The following is a 16,578-nucleotide window of genomic DNA, read 5'->3' as shown; positions in this document are numbered from 1 at the left end:
TATCGAATTCTTATCTGGAAGGTTTCATTCCCATAGACACAGAATATTTTACAGCCTCGGTATGCCCGTTTGGATGCGCTGGATTGGACGGTTGGTGGCTCCTATCTTTATCTTTTGTAGTGTTTGGAGCTTTACATATACGAGAGACAGAAAAAAATATTTATTTAGACTCTACATTGCCGGAGTTATCATGTCTCTTATTCAATGGAAATTGTATATTCCCAATAATTTTTTTCGGTCGCTGTTCAGCTTGATGGTTATATTATATCTGTTTGAGTGCTATCAGAAGAAATTAGAGTTTGGAAAGAAACTTGTTTTTTATTTATGCTGGCAGATCGGAACGATTGGAATATGCATCATTCTTTTATCGTGCTTATGCTTACCCGAATCGTTTATTGTGTATGTTCTGGCAGCAGTTATGGGAACTATTTTTAATTTGGAAGGCGGCTTGATTTATGTTTTTCTAGGTGTGCTGTTTTGGCTATTCAGAAATCAAAAAATTAAACTAGCAGCGAGCTTTTGTATATTTGATGTGTTCCTATTTGGTCTGACCACAACTTCCATAATTTCGCTGTCACTTGGATGGTTGCGCTTTCATTTTCCAATATTGACTGCCCCTCTAGAGGGTTTACGGTATCTGTTAGATACGGTTATCGGGCTTCCGCCTGCTGAATTGGGCGGATCTATTTGGCTGCAGAATTATGAATGGATGATGATTGGGAGTTTGCCATTTTTGCTTATGTATAACAAAAATAAGGGGAAATCAAAAAAATGGTTTTTTTATATCATATATCCCGTGCATATTGTTGCTTTATGGTATATCAGAAATTATTTCTTATAGAGTGGAGGAAGTTCTATGAAAAAAATATCTTTATTTTTGCTGATATTTTGTATGGTATTTTTAGGCGCGTGCCAAAATGGGGATTCTTCAAGTAAATCGAGTACAGAGACCGAGGTCAATTCTTCAGATACAGTTGTTGAGATAAATGAAAAGGATGTGTATGAAAAAGGATACGATCTGCCTGTGGATGAAAAAGCGGGGGAACTGGCAAAAGAAGAATGTAAAGAAATTATGGAAATGATTGAAGATATTTATATAAATGCGGATAAAGGAATCGCTTCTAATGTAGTGCTTTCAGACGAAACCATACTTCAAATGAAAGAAATAATTATGGAAACTGGAAATCCTATAACTAGTCCAGAACCTTATGCGGTAATGGAGAATTATAAGAAGCTAGAGGATTTCCTATATGCCTGTATGAACGGTGAAAAGGGTTCTGCGGTCGTCTATGAGTTAAATTACAGCGGTAGCGTTAGTAGAAAAGAATATATTTTTGATGGGACAGATATGTATCTTTTGGCTACTGGAGGAATTTGGAATCGGAATAATCAGCCATCAATTTCCTATGTTTCTTATACTAGAATCAAACAGTGGGAATACACAGAAAAGGGATGGTTTTGTTACGAACTCTGTGTTCCAGAGTATCCAGAGGTAACAGAAATGGTAGACGGGAGTTATCTAATTAGAGTGAAGCCGATGGCAGAAGAACAGAGAGAAATGTCTGAAAGATGTGTACAGGGGTTAGGGTATCGAGGAAATAATCTTTTATGCTCAAATTGGGATGCAACACATATGGAAGAATTAGATTTCAATGGATTGTATGAATACCTATATACAATGAAATATGGAGAAAGATTCAATGCAGAGGACTATCCAAATGGAATTCCCAGGGATACGTTTGAAGACTTGATTATGGAGTATCTCCCGATAACGGAAGATCAGATCCGGGAATATGGAGTGTTTGATGAGGAAAGTCAGACTTATCCTTGGGCGAGACTTGGGTGTATGAATTATTCACCAACATTTTTTGGAACTTCTTTGCCGGAAGTTATTGATATTAGGGAAAATGAAGATGGTACAGTGACGTTGACGGTAGAAGCTGTATGTGAAATGGTTATCTGTAATGATGCAGTTATTACTCACGAACTTACAGTACGTTTTTTTGAGGGTGGGATTTTTCAGTACTTGGGAAACAAAATTTTGAATGATGGCATTGAAGATATACCAGACTATCAATACCGGATACGCGAAGAATAATTGGCTTCAATTTGGGAAAATGATTTGATATATGCAGCGTTTTGTGGTAATCTTACAAATGTAAGAAAATGACCTGGAAGATTATTATTCTGCTGAACGGAAAAATGAATGGTCATATATAGTTGCACCAGAAAAGAACTAGATCATTGAATTGGTAGAGCATAGCAGGATAAGTTTTTCAGAAAAGGTAATCGATGATAGATACCATATTGTTTATTCATGGCGAGATAGGCCAGATTTATTAGAAGAACAAGATTTTTGGGGACATTAAATTGAGATAGGATAACGGATGTGCAGAAAAGTGGGATTTTGTAGAAGAACGGAGGAAATACAATATGTTAGACAAAAGATCAGAAGATCAGATTCAACGCGCTTATGACCGCCAGAAGAAAGGAAGAACAAAAGGATTTTTAGTCCTTCTGGTTGTCTATATTTTAATGATAGGAATTGTCAGCCTTTTTTCAGGGAATCCAATACCCCATAAGGAAACCCTTTTGTTCTTTTCTATATGGGATTATGGTTGGATATATACATATCCGTATTTGGTGGTGCTTTGTGGCGTGGTCGGCTTAGCTTTTTCGTTAATATGGATATACTATATAATTCTGAGAGACCTTATCAAAATTGATGAAATTGTTCTGCAACAGTGTGATGTTGAAATGTATCTGGAGACAATGAGATACGGGGTATCCTATGGAAAGAAGTTGAAATTCAGGGGCTTTCAGAAATTACTTTTTATGTTGTTGCAGCAAAGGTTATCAACGGCACTGATTTCAAATGCAAAATTGGAGGAATGCAGACAATTTTTAACTGAGGAATGGATAGGAAAAAAGAATAGTAGTTTATATAAGCTGGCAATTATGAATTTGGATCTTGTCGAGGCGTATTACCATTTAGACACTGATAAATATAACAGTCTGTTCCAAAAGGCGGCTCCTGCATTCAAAAAGCATAAATTATTTGTTGCAGAGCAGATGTTTCTGGAACAAAAATATGAGCAGACAGCAGCTTTTTTAGGAACGTATAAAGGGAAGAATCCTTACAATGAAGTACAGCGTCAGTATTTGCTGGGTGAATGTTTTGATAAAACCGGAAATAAGCAAATGGCAGAAGAATGTATGCGTCATGTATCTACACATGGAAATACAATGCCATGTAAAAAGAAAGCGCAGGAATGGATCTTAAGTAATATTCCAAAAAGAATTGAAAGCAGTATTACAAATTAAAAGACGAAAAATATTTCCGCAAAGATTTAAATTGGATAGGGAAATTAAACATAATTTCCCAGTGGAACAAGGGGAGAATTCCAATGAGTAAACATGAACTGATAGGCGAGAGATGTAAAAAATATTGGGGCGTTATTCCTATTGTAGTATTTTTTCTGGTAAGGATTATTGTTAGTTTGATAGAAGTTTCCACTGATTCAGCATTACGAAATATTCCACAGATGCTATTGTCCTGGTTTGGAGGAATATCAATTGCGATACTGGTCTTTTGGATAGGAAGAAGTCTTTTTTGGAAGAACAAAGAACAGATTCCAAGAGGGATTCGAATATTACGAGCCACATTTTGCGTAATATATTGTGGGGGAATTATAGTAGCAATTGGAATAGGCTTTTTAAGTAGTGTGTTCTTTTACAGCCCTGAGCATATTGTGGAGCAAAATGGAACCCGTATGGTAGCCAGTGTACATAGCTTTCTGCAAGAGACAGTTTATTATTATGAGTACAAAAACGTTTTGTTCCGTGGAACGGAACAGATAGGATGGAAAGATTATGGAAATGGTGGCGGAGATCCATTTCAGCAGGAAAAAGAGCCACAGCATTCATTTTTAAAATAGATTGATAAAGGGAGGTTTTACAAATAGAAAAAAGAGTGATAAGAAAACGCATCTTAGTATTTATATTTGGTATACTTATCGTTGCCTCGATAATTTTCTTTGTTGGAGAGAAAGTGCTGGATGATGGCTGGTATTATATCCCAGAAAGAGCAATTCGAATTGCCTTAATCTTATGTGTTCTTTGGCAATGTATGTTAATTGTGGGCGTATGCTTATTACAAAAGCAATTAAAGATCCATTTAAGTGGTTGGATCAAAAATGTGACAAGAGTGATAAGTGTTGTAGTGACGATTTCCCTCATATTACTCTTTGCGTGGAATTGGATTTTATATAACCTTAAATTTGATATAAAAGTGGAACAATATGATGAACATATAGCCCTTTATGTAAAAAATACTTTTGTGGCAGATGAATAGTATTTTTATCATATCTTATATATCCCTTCATAAGCCTTCAAACCTTGATATTTCGGGCTTTCCGGCGCTTTTTTCAAATTTTGTGTTTTGCCCCAAACCTACGCTATTCTTTGTAAATCTACGCGAATTCACGGGCAAATGGTGTAGTAAGTGGTGTAGTAACTCGGTGCATTTTCAACCTGATTTTCTCCGCTTTTCCGGCGTGCCCATTTCTTTGAAATCAATGATTTTCGCCATCTGCTCCGCCGCCCGGTCATAGCTGGCGTGGGTGTAGACATTCAGTGTTACTCCCACATCAGAGTGTCCCATCACATACTGCAAGGTCTTTATATCCATACCGGCGTTTGCCATATTCGTACAGAAGGTATGGCGGAACACATGGGGCGTGATATGCGGCAGCGGCTTGTCCGGGTACAACTTCTTATACTTTTTCATCGCCCAGCGCATTTCATTTTCTATGTGTAATGCTACCTTGGGCTTGTCGTCCTTATCCAGCAGCAGAAAGCCGCTGTACCCGTCTACAATGATTTCCGTCTTTATCTTCTTGCGGCGTTCAAGGATATTGTTCAAACTTTGATAGACTTCCTCTGTCATCGGAATAAAACGGCAGCCGCACTCCGTCTTTGTTTTCTCGACGTAATACTTTCCGCCCCGTTCCCGGACAAGCTGATGATCTACCCGGATTCGCCGGTTCTCAAAATCCAAATCACTTTTTGTAAGGCCGCAAAACTCACTGACACGCATTCCCGTTCCCAGCAGCACGACAAATTCATCATAATACTTGGTGTAGGTTTCGTCCTCCCGGATAAAGCCCATCCAAATCTCCTGCTGTTCCTCCGTCAAGGCAATCCGTTTCTGTGAGTCATTGGGAACCACGTCCACTAATTTGAAATCAAAGGGATTTCGGCGGATAATATCCTCGTTGTATGCCATCTGAAAAGCGGGTTTCACAACGCCCCTGACGCTGGTAATGGTGCTGTACCCTTTCCCGTCACTGTGGAGCTTCATAATCCACTTTTGCGCGTCTGATACCTTAATATCCCTTATCTGCCGGTAGCCAAAATCTTCTTTCTTTATCAGGTTCAGAACAAAATTGTAACCGACTTTGGTATTGTAGCGCACGCCCTGTTTCAAACTGATATAACGCTCCACAAGGGCAATCACAGTTACTTTTCCAGCGGCATAGTCAATCCCTTCATCAAGCTGCTTCTGGATTTCTTTTTCCTTTTCCCGCAGTTCCTTCAAATCAGAGGAATAGACGGTCTGCCGTTTGCCTCGAATGTCTGTATAGCGGTACTGATAAATCAGGTCTTTTCTCTGGCTCTCTCCTGTCCGCAGGATTCTTCCTTTATGGTCTTTGCGTTTCTCGGACATTGTCAAACTCCTTTCCGTGATGGAAAGAGCCTTGATATGACATAACTATTGTATCATATCAAGGCCGCCTTTTACATCACAAATTTCAGATAGAATAAGCCTGTTCAATGTACTGGTCGAACAGGCGGCGTTTAATCAAGCGTTTATTTCCTACCCATAAAACGAACCGACAATTCTGGTCGTTTGTCAGGTCACGCAATTTATTGATACCAATTCCAGAATAAGCCGCAGCTTCTTCCAGACTTAGATTACTCTTCTCCCAAATAGGGACTTCTTTCATAGGCAGTTACCTCCATAACTATCGTTGTCGCAGCAGTCGCCAAATGGATATGCAAGCATATCCGCTTGGCTCGTTGCCTGCGCAAATGAAATAAGCCAGACAGGAGAGGGTCGGCAACGAAGTCCGGCAACGGGCTTCAAAAAACCTCGAAAACAATCTCTGTCTGGCGGGTTACTGTTTATTTACTTTTTCTTTTATTTTTCTGTTGCTTTGGTTGTCAGAGGGGAGAAAAGCCCGCAGTTACGGGCTTTTTCCCGGCAACCGGCTCGGCAACGGGATAGCAACGGGGTCGGCAACCGGCTGTGGTTTCCCCGGATTTTTCAGAAGGGAAGTTCCATCTGCTCGGTCACTTCCACAAATCCGTCCGGCGTTTTTTCACGCCCGTTGTCAGCGCCCGTTGCCGGGGCTTCCCGTTCCCAGCCCTTTTGCCTGCCGTATCCTTCAAATATCCGGGGATTGGAGAAATACTTCCATCCCGTGATACAGTGGTTCATGATGTCGTTGACTTCCCGGATTTCCCATTGCTTCGGCTCGTCAAAGGGATGGTTCAGGGCTTCCTTAAAAAGCTGCTTGGAGCATACGGCGCTGCCGGTGTAGCGGTCAAGGTATGCCTGTATCATCCCGGCCTTGGTGTCCTCCGGCATGAAATCCCGCTGGTGTTCTTTGAGGTACTGTATCATTTCGGGTGTAAAAGACAGCTTAAAATCGCCGCTTTTGTAGGTCGTCATGGCTTCCGCCCATACCTGTTCGATATAGGCTCTGGAAGCGGCTTCATCGTCCAAAATGTGTACCTCGGCCTGTTCGGGGTAGACCATGACCGGCAGGAAGCGCCGGTTCCCGGAACGGTCAAGGGGCAGGAAGTCCAGCGCATTGGAAGTCCCGCCAAACACGCATTGCCGCAGCCTGTCCTCCGGGTGGGTTTCGTAGGGGATTTTATAGACCTCCTTCTGGCGGCTTAAAAATGACTTGATTTCCTCTATGCTCTTGGCGTTGGCAGTGGCAATCATCTCCGACATTTCAATTATCCAGTGGCCTTGTAACTTCCGGTACACGTTATCATCGTCCAGCTTCCGCAAATCATCGGAAAACCACTCGTCCTTTACGGCCAGCAGCCGGAAGAAGGTGGATTTCCCGGCTCCCTGACCGCCTACCAGACAGAGCATGACCTCAAACTTACAGCCGGGGCTGAAAGCCCGGTGGATGGCTCCCAGCAGGAACAGCCGCAGGGAATGGTAAGTGAAGTTGTCCGTGTCGGCTCCCAGAAAGTGCCGCAGGCAGTAGCGGATACGCTCTTTCCCGTCCCAGACAAGGCCGCTCAGATAGTCCCGGATGGGATGGTAGCTGTTGGCGTCTGCGGCCAGATCGGCGGCGTCTGCTATCTTTTTCTCGCTGGTCAGGCCGTAGGTATCTTCCAGATACAGCCGGATATATTTCATATCCGTGTCGGTCATGGCCTTACTGCCGGTTCTGCGTTTCCTGCCGATGGGCTTTAGAAGGTCAATGCGCTCGGTCAGGAGATTTTTCGCAACCGCCCCGGAAAGGATGGGGTCATACTGGAACACGGTCAGGCAGTTGTGGATACTGTTCCGCACGCCGCCTTTCTCGGTGCTTTCCAGCATGGCTTTTACTTCAGGGGCGCTCCGGGGCGGTGGTGCGGCTTCGATGGTGTCCGTCACGGCCTGCCGCAGTTCGGGCGGCAAGGTCTGCCATTCTCCGCTCAAGGTTCCTCACTTCCTTTCCGTAGCTGGCAATCAGGGCAGCCCGTTCCCCTATGTCGGAGAACAGCAGCACATCCAGCAGATATTCCACATGGGATTGTTTCTGCAAGGCTTCCACGAAAAGCGGGTGCCATTCCTCGTCCGGCGTCTTGGGGGCATAGTCCCGCTTCCAGCGGCGCAGCAGATTGTGATAGTCAGACAATACCCGGAAACAGTGGCGCTCCATGCGCCGGAATTGCTGCTCCGGGCTTTCCTGCCGGGGCTGGGGGCAGCGGCTCCTGCTTGGCGGCTCCTTATCCTCATAGGGGATAGAGAAGTCCTGCGCCAGCATGAGGGCGGCTTCCTTGGGGCTGACGTTTTCCAGACGGGAAACAAAGTCAATCACATCCCCGTCTGCCTGACAGCCGAAGCAATGGAAGCGCCGGTCAACCTTCATGCTGGGGTTTTTATCGTCATGGAAGGGGCAGACGCACATCCCGTTTCTTCCTACCCGGATACCGTAATGCTCGGCGGCCTGCCGGGTGGTAACAGACTGCTTCACGGCTTCAAATACGTTCAATAGGCAAATCCTCCTGAAAATAAGAAAAGCGCCTGTCATTCTCACGGGGAAAATGGCAAGCGCCTGATTGGTTAAAGTTCCATATCCTGTTTTTGCTGGCGGCGGGGCGTCTGGCGTTTCTCTGCCTGTTCCTCCCGGATACGCTGCTCCCGGCCTTTGACCGCCTGCTGGATGGACGGTTTCTTTCCCGGCTCTGCGGTCTGGCGGTACTGCTCGGATGGCAAAACCTGATTGAGCCAGTGGCGCACATCCCGCAAAATCTTCACATCCTCCTGTACGGCAGTCAGTGCTTCCGTCTTGGAAGCAATATTCTCTGAAAGCTGTGCCTGTTCCCCGGCCAGCTTCTTCGTGCTGTACTTCGCCCCATCAAGGTGAACCTTGAAATACCGCAGGGCAGCGTTGTAGGCGTCCAGTTCCTCCTTATGGTCGGCGGCAAATTTCTCCTTGGGTTTCTTCCAGCGGATAGCAGCATATTTCGCATGAACCGGCTTGTTTGCTTCAAAGTTCCCGATATGGAAAAGCAGCCGGTCAATCTCTTTTACACGTTTCTCCATCGGCCTGATTTCCTCACGGATGGAAACGGCCTGTGCGCTGGCTTCATCCAGATAGGCGTCAAGACTCTCCACGGTGGAAATCTCTTTCTGCCGCAGGAAGTCAAGGGCTTCCATGACCTTGTTGAAATCGCCAACGGTTCCCTTTAGCTTCCCCTTGGAAGTCCAGCCGGTACGTTCCTCGCTCCGTTTATCCAGATACCGGGAAAGCAGTTCGGGGATGGTCGGCTCCTTTGCCTGCTCCAGCGCTTCCAGCAGCGCCGCCTTTTTCTCTTTCAGGCCGGACAGCCAGCCCTTTAAGCTGCGTACCATCTGCCGGATAGACTGCATGAGGGAATTGGCGGCTTTGATGTCCCGGTTCAGGTTTCCGATGTTGGTCTGTATGCCTTTCTTCTCCAACTGGCTGACCGCTGGCCCCATGTGGACGGTGGGGATTTTATCAATCCCCTGTCGGGCATAGGAGCGAAGGTCAAGGCGCTCCGGGCTGCCGATGGCTTCCAGATAGCGGTTCGCCGTATCAGACCATCCCTGCCGCCATATCTCGGCGTACTTTTGGTCGTTCCAGTCCACGGTGTCCTCCTTGTGGCTTTTCCATCTGCCGGACGCAAGCCGGATACGCTCGCCGTTCTCGTCAAGGTCGTAGACCTTCCGGCTCTTAGGGAGCCATTTCCCGGTTTCGTCCATTGCCCGCATGGTAAGCAGGATGTGGGCGTGGGGATTTCCGTCCCCCTTGTCATGGATGGCAAAGTCGGCAATCATGCCCTTGGAAACAAAAAACTCCCGGCAGTAGTCCCGGATAAGGTCGGCGTACTGTTCTGGGGGAAGTTCCCTCGGAATGGCAAGCACGAACCTCCGGGCAAGCTGGGAGTTCCATTGTTTTTCTATGGCTTCGGCGGCGTTCCACAAGGTATTCCGGTCTGCGTACTCCGGCGGGGCATGGGGCGGCAGCATGATTTCGGTGTGGACGATTTCGCTTTTATGGGAATAGTATTTCTGTTTCTGGTCGTATTCGGAAAACAGCCGTTCCCCGCTCTGATAGGCGGCAGACGCAACGGCTGACTGGCGCTTGCTGCGCTGGATGATTTTCACGTCAAAATGCGGGCATGGCAAGTAGTGTCCTCCTTTCTCCCGGCGTCCGGGCAAAAAAAGAGCAGGGAACCTGTTTCAAGATTTCCTGCTCGGTGGTGCCGCCGGTGGCGGCTGGTATTCAGTTTTGAAAGTTCGGGTCAGGGTGGCCCGATAAATTAGGATTTGTATGTGCTTTACAATAACCAATTTAGTGGATTTAGTAATTCAACGAAAAAATGTAGAAAAGTATCACGAAATCTTTCTTTGGCATATGTTTTCCCTTTTCTTAGACTGAAAAGAGCCCGAACAAATGAGATCAGTGTAATCATAGGAATATATAGCACTAATACCAAGATTATAATCCAAAATACTTCCACAGATTTTCTCCCTACCAAACTTAGAATTACTTTTTTCTTTTAAATGGAGCAATAAACAGTATTATCATTATAATAACATATATCCCATAGAGAATATATGTAATGATATTGCTCCAAGGGAAACTTGCCTGGGGGTTATTTAAAGCAACAACAAAAAAGATAATAGCAATTATCAGCATAATAACAGCAACAATTCTAGAAGATTTTTTTGTCATAAGATTACTCCTTTCAAATTACTGTTGTAAATTCAACAAATTGGTTATAGTTCACAATAGCTTATTATTGCAAAGCTTCGTTATTTAGTCCAACGGAGATAATTCCATTTTCCGTATATCATCTATCTTAACTATTGCTACATTTGGACTATCTATAAGACTTATTAATATCGCTTCGTCTTCATAAAAATCGTCATTGTATAGCCCTTCAAGAGTAGTTCCGTCTATGAGCGTCACTACCACAATATGCTCATATAATTGTCTGTATCTTTTGTGGAATTGCTCAGCTTTAAAAAATTTATCCATCGCAATTACCTTTCAATATTTCATAAAACACTTCTATCACTTCCCATTATCTACTCTACAACTTAGGATTTGTCGCTCTGTTCAACTTCACAACAAATGGAAGTTGGCAATTTAAGTTTCGTCTAAATATATTTCTACTTTGATATATTCTTTATTTTTTGCATAAGCAAAAACTTCTGTTTTTCTAATGTAGTCAAATATATTTTCGCTTAAATCTTCGTTCCATGTTGCTTCACTAAATATTTTATTTTCACTGGTAGGCTTGTATAAAATATCTACATGGAGTTGGAAAAATTCATCATCATTTGAAAATTGCCTAACTAACGAAATTTCAAACACTGGTTCGGATGCAAAAGTAGTAAATGTTCCAGTTTCAAATAAAATCATATCTTCTTCGAGTGGTATACTGCACATCTTCTCAAATACATCTACAATCTCTTCCAGTGGCGTTTTATCAGTAATTTTATCCTTCAAGAATTTAATTAAACTGTCCATTGATTTCCCTCCTCCAAATTCCAATTTAACTATCTAATCCTCAAAAACCATTGATTTTTCAAGGCTTCACGCCTGTTTTTCATTCAAACCTTATCTGTTTGCCCTTGTTTTTGCCCTTACGAGCCGAAACAAGGGCAACTTTTTATTCCCCGCCGACCACCTTATCCAGCAGCCTTGCGGAAGTGCGCTTCGCTTCCCTTGTAGAGTGAGCGTAGATGTTCATTGTGGTACTGACATCGGAGTGTCCGAGAAGTTCCTGCACATCTTTCGGCTTTGCGCCGCCGGAAAGCAGATTGCTTGTGTAGGTGTGACGGAGCGTGTGGAAATGGAAATCTTCAAGCCCTTTCACTTTCTTCTTTGCCGCCCTGCACATAATCCCTACCGTACTCGGCGCTTCATACGCCCCGTCTGCTCTCAGGCAGACAAAGGAGATTTCCTTGTAATCCTCCGGGACTTCCTCTGTCCTTTGCAGGCTGTAAACCTCATAATAGGTGCGCCCTTTTTCCTTTACTTCTTTGTAGTAGTTCAGGTGATAAAACTCCCCGTAGCGGAAACGGTTTTTGCGCTGTTCTGTTCTCGCCGCCCGCAGGATTGCCGCCAGCGTGTCGCAGAAATCAACGGTGCGGACTTTGCTCCGTTTTGTCGTTCCCACTTCGGTTGTGTGCCTTGTTCCGTTATAGCGCATGCTTCGGCGTACCGTGAGATATTGTTCCTCAAGGTTAATATCCTGCCAAGTCAAGCCGCATACTTCCCCGATACGAAGCCCCGTGTAGTACGCTATCTGCACAGGCAGCAAGGCGGGATTATCTTTTGCCTTGAGAAATTCCTCCAGCTTTTGGAACTGTTCATGGGTGATAGTAGGAATACTGGAAGTATCTTCCTCACTGTCCGAGAAAATATCCGTTTCCTGCTTCCTGCCCCTCAGCTTCACATACTGCATAGGGTTAAAGGTAATCAGTTTTTTCGGGAAAACCGCAAAGCGGAAGGAATTTTGCAACACCGCCGAGAACAGGAGCATATATCCTTTGCTCATGGGCTTTGAAGTTGTCCCGTCCGGGTTTGTCCCACCGTAGCTCAGAAAATCAATAAATGCCTGCAAATGGTCGGCGGTCACGGTTTTCAGCTTGCGTTTGCCAATGGGATATTGCTTGATACGGTTGACCGTTCCCTGATAGGACATGACCGTCCCGTTGCTTAAGTTGCCGGGTTTCAGTTCTTCCTCTACCCACATATCCAGCATATCGCCTACCGTGATGTTTTCCGCTTTCCCGACAAACTGCTTTTCCTCGTAGTCCGCTATCGCTTTGCGGAGCATGGCTTCTGTTTCTGCCTTGCTCTCTGTGCCTGCAAACTCTTTCTGCACTTTTCTGCCGCTTTCATCTTCAATGTAAAAGCGTCCGTACCACTTTTTGCCTTTCTTTCTTACAGAACCTTTTGCCATAGATAAAAAACTCCTTTCTATCCGTGGCAATCGGGACTGTGACATATGGTGTGCGTAAAGTAATTGTGTCACTTCTGCCAGTGGAAGTCAACTGGCGTCTTTACTTGTCAAGGTGCCACGGAATTTTCTTTTTCGGAAAGCCTTTCTTCGGCTTCCTCCACTATCCCGAAAAGTGCGCCCATCGACATTCTTGTGCGCCCCTCATCGTGGATATGTAAAATCCCGTCTAAAAACCGTTTCATATCCTCAATCGGTACTTCCATCTTCTTGCGGTATACCTGTTCCATGATTGCCCCGGACTCTATGGCGTACCGCCCAAGAGACTCTTTCAGCCCTTTGTCCTCCGCCACACGGTCAACTTCCTCCATAGCGTCAGCAAAGTAGTAGGTCATAACCGTATACAGGTCAACCATCTTGCCGAGAAATGTCGTGAGAAGCTGCTGGTGCGGCTCGCCCTTTACCGTATGGGAAACTGTGTCCAGATACTTCTTGATGTGTTCATCAATATCCCGCTGGCAGAGAGTATAGGTGTCATATTCCTTATCATCGGAAAGACCTGTCAGCCATTCGGGAGTTGTGAGCAACGCTTCCGCAAGACCGTTAATAACCATTGTGCGCTTCGGATCAACTCCGTCCGCTTCGTACCGCTGAATGGTGGATTTGTTCACGCCCACACGCCTGCCGAGTTCCGGCATGGTAATGTTTAACTCTGTGCGGCGTTCCTTAATCCGCCCACCGACCTGTTTTGCGGTGAATGTGGTTTCTTTTTTCAAGGTGTTCACCTCCTGACTAGTATCAGTATAACACGCCGATACTTATTTTGCAACCTTTATCTCGGTAAAAGTTGTAAATAAACTATGAATAGTTGCAAAATAGGTTGACAAGAGATGGCAGAATAAGTATAATGATAAAACAGTAGTTGCAAAATGAGTATTTTAAAAAGGAGGTTGATAGAATGAGCGCAGTCAAAATGGGACTTACCATAGAGGAAGCCGCAGAATGTACGGGTATCGGCAGGAATACCATGCGGAAGCTGGTGGAATGGGGAAAGCTGCCCGTCCTCAAAGTGGGGCGCAAGACCATTATCCGCAGGGACACGCTGGAACGGTTTCTGACGGTCAATCAGGGAAGAAATCTTCTGAAGCCCGACGATGTCCGCAGAGTGGAATGACCATCCATTCTCTTTTCGGAAAGTAACCCTAAGCCCTCGGCGTTTGAGAGCGAAATACACCCCTCGCACAAATCTTCGATTTGTACTCTGGGTATTTCGCCCTTGCAGGGGGCTTCCGTATCAACCGCCTGCGGCGTCTGATACGGGGCTGTCACCGCTGCCGCAGCGACAGCCGCAACCGTAAACGGTTGCAAAAAAGGACGCACCTTGACAACAGAAAACGGAGATGATGTATGCCGAGACACAGTTTTATCCAGATGTCAAAGCTGCCCAATGTCAAAGGGCGAATATCATATATTACAAGCCATGCAAGGCAGGAAAATCTCTATGCCACCTACCGCACCGCTGATAGTCAATTTTGGAGTAACCTTGCAAGAGAAAGCCAGCAGGAGTTTCAGCGCAGCGGCACAGAGGGCAAATGTATCGAAGCAAGGGAACTGATTATCGCCTTGCCCGAGGTCTATACGCAATACGAGCCGCAGCAGGTACTCACGGACTTTACAGAGGAGTTCCGCAGGCGGTACGGTGTGGAGTGCGTGTCCGCCCTCCACCATAACAAGCGCAAGACAAACTATCATATCCATCTGATTTTCAGCGAGAGGCGGCTGCTCCCCGAACCTGATGTGAAGATTGCTTCCCGCAGCGTGTTCTTTGACGAAACTGGAAAGCGTGTCCGCACCAAAAAGGAAATTACGGGGGAGGACGGGCAGATACGGAAAGGCTGTACCGTCATCAAAAAAGGCGAGGTATACGAAAGCCATCTGTTTACTACCAAAGATACACGCTTTAAGGGAGAGCCTTTTCTCCGAGAGATAAAAGAAGTGTATACGGAACTTATCAACCGCCATATCTCTGATCCTGAGCAGCACTTAAAGGTGTTTGATAAAAACAGCGTCTATCTGCCGACCAAGAAAATCGGCAAGAACAATCCCAAAGCGGACGAAATCAAAGCCGACAATGCCGCAAGACAGGAATGGAACAGGACAGCGGATATGGCGTTATTATCGGGTATCTCCGAAGCGAAGATTTTAGAGGTCAAGCGGACAGAGATACACGAAAAGGCGAGCCAGTCTATCAAAAGCAAGGGCTGGCTTCCGGGTCTGTTCCGCAGTATCGTAAACAAGGCAAAAGACTTCCTGCAAAACCTAATCCGTGAACACGCTATGCCGCCTAAGCCTGTCCTTGAAATAGATATGGCAGAGTTCCGCACCATGCAAAAGCTGATGATAAAGGCGCAGGATAAGGCGAAAGAAATCCGGCATTTGCAGGATACGGTACTTCCGAAACTGAAACAGCAACTTGCCGATACAAAAGGGATTTTCAAGGGTAAGGAGCGCAAGGCGCTCACAGAGCAGATACAGCGGACAGAAAAGAAAATCGCTGAAAAGCTGGATAAACTGCCCGATGTTCTGAAAGAGGACGGTTATCCCGATGTGCAGGCGTTCATGGCAACCTACCGCAAGGCGGAGGCTGTCGTGGAGCAGTACAATCGTGACCTTGCCGCATGGGAGCGGCAGGTCAGGGAAAAACAGAAACCCGCCCAAAAAGAGCAGGCAAAGCCGCCTGAACGGGAGAGCCTATTGAAACGCCTGCGCCAGCTTCAGGCGGAGGGCAAGCAGAGAAACCAGCCGAGACAGAGAAAGAAATCCTTTGACAGAGACAGCCGATAGGCACAAAAAACCGCCGCTATGGTATTACCCATGCGGCGGCATACATAAAAATCTTATTTGTGTTCTGCAAGTGTGACTTTCATATCCTGAGCATTGATGATTGTTTCCTTTTTGCACTTCGGACAGTAGAGGGGGAAGTTTCTTAATTCTGTATCTTCCCGTATCATTGTACGAGTTTTATTGCCGCAGATAGGGCATAATATCCATTCTGTAGCTTTCATGTTACTTTTCTAATTTCAAGTCTTTTATTTTTTGAGATATTCTCTCAATGACCTGTATAAAACATTCATCACTTTTGCCCGTCGGATCGGGAAGTCCCCAATTATCATCAAACGCTCTACCGATATAGGGACAACCGACATCACACCCCATTGAAATCGCAATATCGGGCGTAGGGATTTTATCAATCGTCTTGCTATACTGGCTTTGCTCCATATCTATCCCATAAAGCTGTTTCATAAGCCGCACAGCGTCCTGATTGATTTGTGATTTTGTTTCTGTTCCGGCAGAATAGAAATCAAACTTATCTCCCGCCAAATGTTTTCCAAGTGCTTCTGCAATCTGACTGCGGCAGGAGTTATGCACACAAATAAAGGCTACCTTTTTCTTATCCATCGTTAAAACCCCAGCTTGTGCAGCAGAGCAACCACATCAGCAGCTTTCAAAACCTTACCCATAGCAACAACCTTTTCGTTGACAACAAGGGCAGGCATACTCATAACACCGTATTCCATTACTTTCTGCATATCGGTAATGTATTCGACCTCTACGGAAAGTCCCATATCCTTTACTGCCTGCTTTGTGTATTCAAATTGTTCGTGACAGGATTTACAACCTGCCCCTAACACTTTGATACAGCAGATTTCTCCCTCTTTCAAATCAGGACAGCAATCGTTTGTAATGCTTTCTGCTTCGCTGGCAGCACAACCGCAGCTACAAGCGCAAGCAGGTGTTTTCTTTTCTTCTTCCTTTTTCTTTCCAAAGTTAAATAATGCCATA

At 45.1% G+C, this 16,578-nt stretch carries 18 protein-coding genes; 7 read left to right on the top strand and 11 right to left on the bottom strand.

Going from position 1 to position 16,578, the window contains the following annotated elements; translation table 11 throughout:
• From DW757_RS05210 to DW757_RS05190, 5 genes are all read left to right on the top strand, one after another.
• Positions 1-841, top strand: an 841-nt coding sequence (locus tag DW757_RS05210; protein WP_182433255.1) for a TraX family protein, incomplete at its 5' end; no start/stop codon positions are given.
• Positions 842-856: 15 nt separating this feature from the next.
• A complete protein-coding gene (locus DW757_RS05205) occupies positions 857-2,098 on the top strand; it encodes a DUF6070 family protein (RefSeq protein ID WP_118751166.1) in 1,242 nt (413 codons plus the stop codon).
• 335 nt (positions 2,099-2,433) lie between these two features.
• The gene (locus DW757_RS05200) at positions 2,434-3,324 is read left to right on the top strand and encodes a hypothetical protein (protein ID WP_118751165.1); all 891 of its coding nucleotides are present in this window, start codon (positions 2,434-2,436) and stop codon (positions 3,322-3,324) included.
• 83 nt (positions 3,325-3,407) lie between these two features.
• Entirely contained in the window at positions 3,408-3,938 is a 531-nt protein-coding gene (locus tag DW757_RS05195; protein WP_118751164.1) for a hypothetical protein, read from the top strand.
• Between the two features lie 35 nt (positions 3,939-3,973).
• Positions 3,974-4,354 carry a hypothetical protein gene (locus DW757_RS05190; RefSeq protein WP_118751163.1) on the top strand — a complete coding sequence of 127 codons (381 nt, stop codon included), beginning with the start codon at positions 3,974-3,976 and terminating at the stop codon, positions 4,352-4,354.
• 174 nt (positions 4,355-4,528) lie between these two features.
• Here DW757_RS05190 and DW757_RS05185 read toward each other — a convergent pair whose 3' ends face one another.
• The 8 genes from DW757_RS05185 to DW757_RS05130 form a co-directional block, all read right to left on the bottom strand.
• Positions 4,529-5,728 (bottom strand): site-specific integrase, encoded by a 1,200-nt coding sequence (locus DW757_RS05185; protein WP_118751162.1) that lies wholly within the window; start codon positions 5,726-5,728, stop codon positions 4,529-4,531.
• Positions 5,729-5,813: 85 nt separating this feature from the next.
• A complete protein-coding gene (locus tag DW757_RS05180) occupies positions 5,814-6,008 on the bottom strand; it encodes an excisionase (protein WP_087175101.1) in 195 nt (64 codons plus the stop codon).
• 320 nt (positions 6,009-6,328) lie between these two features.
• Complete coding sequence (locus DW757_RS05170) at positions 6,329-7,627, bottom strand: virulence-associated E family protein (RefSeq protein WP_015540959.1); 1,299 nt, start codon at positions 7,625-7,627, stop codon at positions 6,329-6,331.
• Positions 7,628-7,637: 10 nt separating this feature from the next.
• Entirely contained in the window at positions 7,638-8,285 is a 648-nt protein-coding gene (locus DW757_RS05165) for a CHC2 zinc finger domain-containing protein (RefSeq protein WP_182433254.1), read from the bottom strand.
• 71 nt (positions 8,286-8,356) lie between these two features.
• Positions 8,357-9,946 (bottom strand): MobQ family relaxase, encoded by a 1,590-nt coding sequence (mobQ, locus tag DW757_RS05160; protein WP_118751160.1) that lies wholly within the window; start codon positions 9,944-9,946, stop codon positions 8,357-8,359.
• A 967-nt stretch (positions 9,947-10,913) separates the two neighbouring features.
• Positions 10,914-11,297 (bottom strand): hypothetical protein, encoded by a 384-nt coding sequence (locus tag DW757_RS05140; RefSeq protein WP_118751156.1) that lies wholly within the window; start codon positions 11,295-11,297, stop codon positions 10,914-10,916.
• 142 nt (positions 11,298-11,439) lie between these two features.
• Positions 11,440-12,738: a tyrosine-type recombinase/integrase gene (locus tag DW757_RS05135; RefSeq protein WP_002586625.1), complete on the bottom strand. Its 1,299-nt coding sequence runs from the start codon at positions 12,736-12,738 to the stop codon at positions 11,440-11,442.
• A gap of 107 nt (positions 12,739-12,845) precedes the next feature.
• Complete coding sequence (locus DW757_RS05130; RefSeq protein ID WP_227191350.1) at positions 12,846-13,520, bottom strand: helix-turn-helix transcriptional regulator; 675 nt, start codon at positions 13,518-13,520, stop codon at positions 12,846-12,848.
• A gap of 173 nt (positions 13,521-13,693) precedes the next feature.
• On the opposite strand from DW757_RS05130, the gene DW757_RS05125 reads away from it, so the two are divergent.
• Both DW757_RS05125 and DW757_RS05120 read left to right on the top strand, forming a co-directional pair.
• On the top strand, positions 13,694-13,909 hold the full coding sequence (locus tag DW757_RS05125) for a helix-turn-helix domain-containing protein (RefSeq protein WP_002586623.1): 216 nt from the start codon (positions 13,694-13,696) through the stop codon (positions 13,907-13,909).
• Between the two features lie 233 nt (positions 13,910-14,142).
• Positions 14,143-15,579 carry a MobA/MobL family protein gene (locus DW757_RS05120; protein ID WP_087301848.1) on the top strand — a complete coding sequence of 479 codons (1,437 nt, stop codon included), beginning with the start codon at positions 14,143-14,145 and terminating at the stop codon, positions 15,577-15,579.
• A gap of 53 nt (positions 15,580-15,632) precedes the next feature.
• Here the strand turns inward: DW757_RS05120 and DW757_RS05115 are convergent, their stop codons facing one another.
• Genes DW757_RS05115 through DW757_RS05105 form a run of 3 tightly spaced genes read right to left on the bottom strand, consistent with a single transcriptional unit; the run spans position 15,633 to position 16,577 of the window.
• Positions 15,633-15,800, bottom strand: a complete 168-nt coding sequence (locus tag DW757_RS05115) for a cysteine-rich KTR domain-containing protein (protein ID WP_087301850.1) — start codon at positions 15,798-15,800, stop codon at positions 15,633-15,635.
• 1 nt (position 15,801) lies between these two features.
• Positions 15,802-16,194 (bottom strand): arsenate reductase ArsC, encoded by a 393-nt coding sequence (locus tag DW757_RS05110; protein ID WP_002586621.1) that lies wholly within the window; start codon positions 16,192-16,194, stop codon positions 15,802-15,804.
• Positions 16,195-16,196: 2 nt separating this feature from the next.
• Positions 16,197-16,577, bottom strand: coding sequence for a thioredoxin family protein (locus tag DW757_RS05105; protein ID WP_074141146.1), 381 nt, complete (start codon positions 16,575-16,577; stop codon positions 16,197-16,199).
• Position 16,578: the final 1 nt, after the last annotated feature.

This window comes from Clostridium sp. AM29-11AC (assembly GCF_003480545.1).
Taxonomy (GTDB): domain Bacteria; phylum Bacillota; class Clostridia; order Lachnospirales; family Lachnospiraceae; genus Otoolea; species Otoolea saccharolyticum_A.
Note: the sequence above shows the minus strand (reverse complement) of the source record. Positions and strands in the feature narration are given on the sequence as shown.